Annotated in this window: 7 protein-coding genes; all 7 read left to right on the top strand. The window is 31.5% G+C overall.

All coding sequences use genetic code 11. The features are described from left to right. The coding region (locus AB1Z17_RS03600; protein WP_368050429.1) for a tryptophanase at positions 1-1,328 on the top strand (1,328 nt) is incomplete at its 5' end. 59 nt (positions 1,329-1,387) lie between these two features. Further along, the gene (locus tag AB1Z17_RS03605) at positions 1,388-1,858 is read left to right on the top strand and encodes an Rrf2 family transcriptional regulator (RefSeq protein ID WP_368050431.1); all 471 of its coding nucleotides are present in this window, start codon (positions 1,388-1,390) and stop codon (positions 1,856-1,858) included. A gap of 120 nt (positions 1,859-1,978) precedes the next feature. Further along, a complete protein-coding gene (locus tag AB1Z17_RS03610) occupies positions 1,979-2,458 on the top strand; it encodes a cytochrome c (RefSeq protein WP_368050432.1) in 480 nt (159 codons plus the stop codon). A 24-nt stretch (positions 2,459-2,482) separates the two neighbouring features. Next, positions 2,483-3,820 (top strand): cbb3-type cytochrome c oxidase subunit I, encoded by a 1,338-nt coding sequence (locus AB1Z17_RS03615; RefSeq protein ID WP_368050433.1) that lies wholly within the window; start codon positions 2,483-2,485, stop codon positions 3,818-3,820. A gap of 246 nt (positions 3,821-4,066) precedes the next feature. After that, a complete protein-coding gene (locus AB1Z17_RS03620; RefSeq protein ID WP_368050434.1) occupies positions 4,067-4,846 on the top strand; it encodes a CbbQ/NirQ/NorQ/GpvN family protein in 780 nt (259 codons plus the stop codon). A gap of 83 nt (positions 4,847-4,929) precedes the next feature. Further along, a complete protein-coding gene (locus tag AB1Z17_RS03625; protein WP_368050435.1) occupies positions 4,930-6,699 on the top strand; it encodes a nitric oxide reductase activation protein NorD in 1,770 nt (589 codons plus the stop codon). Positions 6,700-6,764: 65 nt separating this feature from the next. Further along, the coding region (locus tag AB1Z17_RS03630) for a DUF542 domain-containing protein (protein WP_368050436.1) at positions 6,765-6,917 on the top strand (153 nt) is incomplete at its 3' end.

Raw genomic sequence — 6,917 nt, forward strand, 5'->3', positions numbered from 1 at the left:
TAAAACGGTCTACTAAAGAGCAACGCTTAAAATGGATAAAGCAAGCAAATTATAACTTATTTAATTTAGCATCAGAGAAAGTTTTTATTGATTTACTAACCGACTCAGGAACTGGTGCAATGAGTGATAAACAATGGGCAGAAATGATGATTGGTGATGAGAGTTATGCAGGTTCGTCATCATTTATGAAATTGAAAAAGACAGTAAAAAAAATAACAGGATTTAAATACTTTTTACCTACACACCAAGGGAGAGCGGCGGAGAATGTATTGTTTTCTGCAATGGTGAAAGAAGGAGATATTGTTCCTGGAAATTCTCATTTTGATACTACAAAAGGACATATTGAATTTAGAAAAGCGACTGCCGTAGATTGCACTATAGATGAGGCTTTTGACACTTCAAATATGCATCCATTTAAAGGAAATATTGATTTACATAAACTTGAAACAGTTTTTAAAAAATATCCAAAGGAAAAAATCCCTTTTGTAATTTTAACAATAACATGTAATAGTGCAGGAGGGCAGCCAGTTTCTGTTGAAAATACTAAGGCAGTTTCAAAATTATGCAAACAATACGGTATTCCTCTTTATTTTGATGCAGCTCGTTTTTCAGAAAATGCCTATTTTATTAAAAAAAGAGAAGAAGGGTATGCAGATAAGACCATTAAAGAAATTGTGAAAGAAGTTTTTTCTTATGGAGATGGAATGACAATGAGTGCAAAAAAAGATGGCTTGGTTAATATGGGTGGTTTTATTGCACTAAATAATAAGGAGGTTTATAAACAAGCTACAGTATTTAATATTATGTTCGAAGGTTTTATAACTTATGGCGGAATGAATGGGCGTGATATGGGAGCATTGGCTGTAGGTTTAGATGAATCTACTGAATTTAATTATTTAGAGAGTAGAATAGAGCAAGTAGCATTTTTAGGACAAAAATTAGTTGAATATGGTGTGCCAGTGCAAAAACCATTTGGAGGACACGCTATTTTTTTAGATGCTAATAAATTTGTACCATCAATTCCAAGAGATGAATACCGAGCGCAAGCATTAGCAATTGAATTATACGTTGTTGGTGGAATACGGGGTGTTGAAATTGGAACTGTTTTAGCAGACAGAGATCCTTTTACAAGAAAAAATAGGTATCCAGAATTAGAATTGGTTCGTTTGGCAATACCAAGAAGAACCTACACTAATAATCATATGGCGTATGTAGCAGCTACATTAAAAAATATTTATGACTCTAGAGATGAAGCAAAATCTGGGTACGTTATTGTGGATGAAGCGCCTATTATGAGGCACTTTACAGCTAAATTCAGTAAAATATAATACATGTTTGTCTTTTTTTATTAATTTTACCCAATCAAAATTGATAAAAATAAAATGATATGATGTTATCACGAGCAAGTAAATATGCAATTCTGTCAACATTATTTTTGGCGGAACATGTAAAGGACAATAAGAAATTAAGTGTTCGTGTAATTGCTGAAACTATTGATGTACCAAGTCCTTTTTTGGCAAAATTATTTCAACAATTGGTAAAAGGGAAAATTATTTCTTCAACCAAAGGGCCTCATGGTGGTTTTTACCTAACAAAAAAGAATCAACAAAAAACCGTATTAGATATTATTGAAAATATAGATGGCTTACATAGGTTAAACGAATGCTTTTTAGGTTTGTCTGAATGCAACGGAAGCAATCCTTGCCCAGTACATTATATTGTAGAACCATTTAAAAACAGTATCCTTGGAAAATTTCGTGATAAAACAATCATGGAGTTTTCCAAGGAAATTGTATCACATGGTAGAAAATTAAGTCTTAAAGATATTTCTCTTGAACTCGGTACTGCGTCAGAATAATCAATAAATGACATTTATCATAGTTATGTAGTAAATATATTATACTTTTGTTTTATAATAAAAGATAAAAAGACCTTAATATATTCTAAATGAAAATTAACCAATTAAACAAACAAAAATATGTTATCTAAAAAACAAGCAAGAGCTTTCTTTTTGGGTGGAACATTAGTAACGTTTCTTATTTTTATAGGCCTTACCGTGTTTTCCTTATCTAAAGAAGTTGATCAAACAAACCATGGCAACATTACAGCAGAAGTTGTAAGGGGTAAAGAAATTTGGGAAACTAATAACTGTATGGGATGCCACACAATATTAGGAGAAGGAGCGTATTATGCACCAGAATTGACCAAAGTTATTGATAGATTAAATCTGAAATATGATGGAAATGGAGATGAGGTTATTAAAAGTATTTTAATGTCTAAAGGCCCTTGGCAGCCAAACGGAAGAAAAATGGTAGCCTATGGAATGACAGAAGTTGAAGCAAATGATGTGGTTGCTTTCTTTAAATGGATTGGAGAAATTGACTTAAACGGTTTTGGCAAAGTAGTAGGAGTTGACAGAAAAATATCACCAATTGCTAAAGAAAGAATGAACAACTAATCAATAACTTTAAACAAATTCAAAATGAAATATAAATCACAAAAAGTAGCATATTGGTTTTTTGCCCTTTCAATGCTATTATTAGTTCTACAAATAACGTACGGCTTTATTATGGGTTTTGCCCGAATCGGCTTTGATAATTTACACGAATTTATTCCTTTTAATACTGCAAGAGCAGTCCATACAAACCTATTAGTTGTTTGGTTGCTTTCTGGTTTTATGGGAGCAGCTTATTATATTATTCCAGAAGAAGCCCAACGCGAATTGGTGAGTGTAAAATTGGCGTATGTCCAATTAATTAGTTTAGCTCTTGTTGGTGTAGTTGCAGTAGTTGGTTTTCACTTTAATATTTGGGAAGGACGTAAATTCCTAGAAATTCCTCGTCCTCTAGATTATTTAGTAGTTGTAAACGTACTATTATTTTTAGGCTTAATTTTAACTACTTTATTTAAAGGAAAAAAACAAACTACAACAGCATTGGTACTTTCAATGGGGCTATTATTTGCTGCATTATTATATCTACCCGGAATGCTTCCATTTGATAGTCAAGTAACTGATTCATTTTTCCGTTGGTGGGTTGTTCACTTATGGGTAGAAGGTGTTTGGGAATTAATTATGGGTGGTATTTTATCGTTCTTATTAATTAAATTGACCGGTGTAGATAGAGAAGTTATAGAAAAATGGTTGTATGTAATTGTTGGTTTAACATTCTTATCAGGAGTTTTAGGAACAGGACACCACTATTATTATATTGGTGTAAATAAAATTTGGTTATTGATAGGTGGAATTTTCTCAGCATTAGAACCTTTAGCATTTTTAGCGATGGCTTTATTCGCAGTAAATATGTACAGAAAAGGTGAGAAAAAACATCCAAATAAATTAGCATTGTATTGGACTTTAGGTGCTGCAATTGTTTCTTTTGTTGGAGCAGGATTGTTAGGGTTTGCACATACATTACCTCAAACAAATTTATATACGCACGGAACTTTAGTAACTGCAATGCACGGACATTTAGCTTTCTGGGGAGCCTATGCTATGATTGTTTTAGCAATTATTAGTTATAGTTTACCAAATATGACCGGAAGAAAATTATACGATAGTGCCACTGGAAGAATGGCTTATTGGTTCTCTAATATCGGAATGATTGGTATGACTGTTGCTTTTGGTGTTGCAGGTGTAGCTCAAGTATATTTAGAACGTAAGTTTGGAATGGATTTTATGGCTGTTCAAAAAGAAATTAGCATTCATTTTGTAGTACTGTTACTTTGTGCCACTTTATTTACAACAGGTATAGTATTGTATATTGTAGATTTCTATAAACATGGAACTCCTACAGATGAAGCTTTAGAAATTAAAGAATAATTAATTAAAAGTATTAAATATTAAAAATAAATCAACCCCAAAACTATAATCTAAGTTGTATTTAAATGTTTTAAATCTGATTTGTAATACAACATTTTAATGCTTAAAAATATAAGATATTAAAATTTTAATAGTAGTTTTTTAGATTGATTGCCAGAATTGAAGATAAGTTGTTATTTTTTCCATACTAACTAACATCCTAATCCTAAATTCTGGTTTTCTTTTTAATAAATTTAACAAATACATATGAATAAGCAAGCACCATATTACCAAACCATAGGAAAAGAAGTTGAAGTATTTAAACACGCCTATAAAAACAAAATTCCGTTTTTATTAAAAGGGCCAACAGGAACTGGAAAGTCTAGATTTATAGAGTATATGGCTTATAAATTAGATAAAAAATTAATAACAATTTCTTGTCACGAGGAAACTTCTTCAACAGATTTGGTTGGAAGATACATTATAAAAGGAGCAGAAACTATTTGGTTAGATGGACCACTTACAACTGCAATTAAACAAGGCGCAATAATTTATTTAGATGAAATTGCAGAGGCAAGACCCGATGTAATAGTTGTAATTCATTCATTAACAGATCATAGGCGTGAATTGTTTATAGATAAATTAGGTGAAACTGTAAAAGCACACGAAGATTTTATGTTAGTCGCTTCTTTTAACCCAGGTTATCAAAAAGGATTTAAAGAATTAAAACCTTCAACGCGTCAACGTTTTATTGCAACTGCTTTTGCGTATCCTGAAGCTAAAATTGAAGCTGAAATATTAATAAATGAAACAGGTGTTGATGCAGGTATTGCTAAAAAATTAGTAAATATTGCTACTAAAATTAGAAATCTAACAGAACTGGGTTTAACAGAAACAGTTTCTACACGTTTGTTGGTTGATGCAGCAAAATTAATTCATAGCGGATTGCCAAAACGCTTGTCTGTTGAAGTTGCTATTGTAGAGCCTTTAACCGATGATTTAGATGTTGTTGAAGCACTAAAAGATTTATGTAATTTAATGATATAAGTCAAAAGTCAAAAGTCAGAAGTCAGAAGTCGAAAGTTGACGGTGGCAGAGCGAATCCAAATAGCAAATACCAGGTACCAACCATGTTCGAACCAGATGAATACATATTTACCAAGTTAGCTTACTACTTCAAAAGAAAGAAAAAAGAAAAGGAGCAAGCAATTTCGTGTGCGGTAAATCTAATGGAAATTAAACCGCGTTTGTTAATTTTAGCACGTGCTATTACTGGTGAATCTATTGAAATTTATGAAGCTGAAAGAGAAGGTGGTTATAAAAATAACAACTTTTTTCTTCCTGCACGTTTTGTTGAATTTCCTTCGGTAGAAGAAAATATTTCGTTTTATACATTTAGAGTTTTATACTTATCGATTCAAAAGAATTTAGATTTAAATTGGAATGATAATTTAGAACATGAACTTTTAGAATCTCAACAAAAGGCAGCAGAATCATCAAAATTAGTGTTGGATTCTTTGTTTGAACAATTTCCGATTTCAAAAATATATTTTAAAACATTTTATCAGTTTTATACTGAAAAACAAAAAAATAACAACCTCAAAGATTTTTCATTCATCTACGGAAAATGGATGCGAAATAATCCCGAAGAAACTTCCGAAGAAACATTACAAAATTTTACGGAAAAAGTAAAAAAAGCAGCAGATTCAACACCTAAAACCATTTTAAAGTCTAATGCTGTTGAAGAAATAATTTCGGTTCAGGTTGATATAAAACAACAAGAAGATGCCGTGTTACAACATCAATTTGAAAAAGTGGAAACTGCAGAAGAATTTGGTGGAAATTTTAGAGATTTTGATGGAGAAGATGAGTTAGACGACCATTCTAATGCACTCGAAGATATTAATATGAAATATACCGTTCGGGTAGATGATACAGCGCATTCTGTGTATCAGGCAGATTTTATTGAAAATACAACAGTTTTAGAAAGTGCTGAAATTGATAGTAAAGGCTATCATATTAAATACGATGAGTGGGATTATAAAACAAGAGGTTATAAACCAGATTTTTGTAAAGTGTATCCTAAAACTTTGCTAAAAAACGATGTTAATTATTATAAAAAAACACTGAACGACAACAGAACAACTTTGGCTGGTTTAAGAAAAATGTTAACAGCAGTTAATAATAAGTTTCAACAACAACGTAGACAGCCTCAAGGAGAAGAGTTCGATATTGACGCAATTACAGATTTGTTTGTTGATATTCATTCCGGACACACACCTTCAGAAAATATTTATATATCAAAAAGAAAAAAGGAAAAGGATTTATCCATTTTATTATTGTTAGATGTCAGTTTATCTAGTGATGGTTACGCTGCGGGAAACAGAGTAATTGATGTAGAAAAACAAGTTTCTATTTTGTTCGGTGAAATTTTAGAAGAATTTAATATCGATTTTTCTATCGATTGTTTTTATTCAAAAACTAGAAATCATTCCTCGTACATAACAATTAAAGATTTTGACGAAGATTGGCAGAAAGCAAAGTTTAAAGTTGGTGCAGTAGAACCTAGCGGATATACAAGAATTGGCGCAGCTTTACGTCATTCAGGTGCTATGTTAGACAAGCGAGATACCAAAAATAAATGGGTGATTTTAATTTCAGATGGAAAACCAAACGATTATGATAAATACGAAGGAAAATACGGTGTAAACGATGTAAAACAAGCTTTAAGAGAACTAAATGAGCGAAATATAAACTCGTATGCCTTAGCAATTGAGGCACAAGCAAAATATTATTTACCGCAAATGTTTGGGCAAAATCATTATCAAATTTTAACAACTCCAGTTGAATTATTACAGTCGCTAGTGCAGTTGTTTGAGAAGATTAAACATCAATCGTAAGTATTAAATTGGAATAAAGAGAAGAGAAAATAGAATAAAGAAATTAGAGAAAAATATAAATAATTATGGAAATAACTAAAGAAAGCACAGTTGCTGAGGTAGTTTCAAAAAACTTGGGTTCAGATTACGTTTTTAGCAAATATAAAATTGATTTTTGTTGTGGAGGAGGAATGAGTTTGGATGCTGCTTGCAAAGAAAGTGGAGTCACTTTTGAAATA

Source organism: Lutibacter sp., from assembly GCF_040883305.1.
In the GTDB taxonomy this organism is placed as follows: domain Bacteria; phylum Bacteroidota; class Bacteroidia; order Flavobacteriales; family Flavobacteriaceae; genus Lutibacter.